Below are 1,323 nucleotides of genomic sequence, written 5' to 3' on the forward strand. Positions count from 1 at the left end.
GAGCGTGAAAATCTGACACTGCGTAACCGATTGCAACGGCTCAATCGTAAGACGCTCGGATATTCAAAATCATCCGAAATGCACGATAGGATCATCGGTACTTACATCGAACGCGAGTACTACGTTTGATGCTACATCAACTCATTGAATACACGACCCGTTTCTTGGCGTTCTGTACGGTGCCTTCGCTGGTAGATACTTCCTGCGTTAGCGTTTCAATCGTGGTGTTGAAGTGCAGCCCAATGGCGGTGCTTTTCGCGGTACGGGTCAGCGTAACAGCGCCGCCGGTTACTACCTGTGCGGGCATGACGTTGCCGTCTGCCACGATATCAACGGTTTTTCCTTCGAGGTGATTTAAGCCTCCCCACTCTTTTGCCCCTGCCCCACTGGTGCCGGTAACCGTCGCATCGCTGCGCAACTCATCTACCAGCAATTCAACGTAGCGCACCGTCTCGCCGTTAATTTCACGTTTGACGATGGTATATACCGCATCGCCCGAATCTGTGGGGATAGAAGATACCGACTCAAAAGCACCCTCGGTGACATGCCGCGACCAGGCGATCACATCCTGCGAACGGTCGAGCACCATAGAGCACATGGTTCCGTCGGCGCGTATCAGCCAGGCGATAGAATCCGGCTGCTGCTGGTAGGCCATTTCCACAATGCCCGATTCCGTGATGTACTCAGACAGCACGGACAGGTCATTGGCGGAATAGGCGACGTAGCTGTCAGGGTCATAAGCGACTGCAAACAGTTTGCTGCCTGCGCGCTGGATAAAAAGGATTTCGGTACCAACACGCGCCGGGCGAATATTATTGCAGCCGTAGGAGCTGGGATTTTTTACGGAAATATTGGTCGGTGTGATTGCCGCATCCGAACCGCCGGTTAACGTAAACTCGCCGCCGTAGGTCAGCGCAATAAGCGTGTTCATCTGCGCCAGATGCACAATAGGGTTTAGCTGGTCAGAAGAAACCGTAAACGACATGGCGTCGTCGTCGCCCAGTTCGAAAGACAGGTAAGCGCCGGTTTCACTGAACCATACCGTTTGTGGGTATGACGGAGAACCGGCCAGTACCAGCCGTTGCTGGTAAAACGTCACTGCGCCCGGTGATGCGGCCTAGGTAGCGGAAAGGTCGGAGCGAATAACTCCCACGGCTTCGTGTGCGTTGGTGATGGTGTTGATCAGCACCAGACCGCTATTTATCTGTATTAGTCGCGACTAGATCTGACACTGGACCTTGAAAGGTTGAGAGTTACCGGTTTTGATATGGGTGTCTGATCCTTAAACAAAACGCGAGGTAACTCTCATGCTTCATACTAACA

2 protein-coding genes are annotated in these 1,323 nt (G+C 52.9%); one reads left to right on the forward strand and one right to left on the reverse strand.

The annotated features are described in order from the left end of the window. The coding region (locus QZ506_RS14225) for an IS1 family transposase (RefSeq protein ID WP_291968610.1) at positions 1-129 on the forward strand (129 nt) is incomplete at its 5' end. A 7-nt stretch (positions 130-136) separates the two neighbouring features. Here QZ506_RS14225 and QZ506_RS14230 read toward each other — a convergent pair. Then, entirely contained in the window at positions 137-1,099 is a 963-nt protein-coding gene (locus QZ506_RS14230; protein ID WP_291971903.1) for a hypothetical protein, read from the reverse strand. Positions 1,100-1,323: the final 224 nt, after the last annotated feature.

Source organism: Candidatus Symbiopectobacterium sp. (assembly GCF_020054415.1).
Classification (GTDB): Bacteria; Pseudomonadota; Gammaproteobacteria; order Enterobacterales; family Enterobacteriaceae; genus Symbiopectobacterium.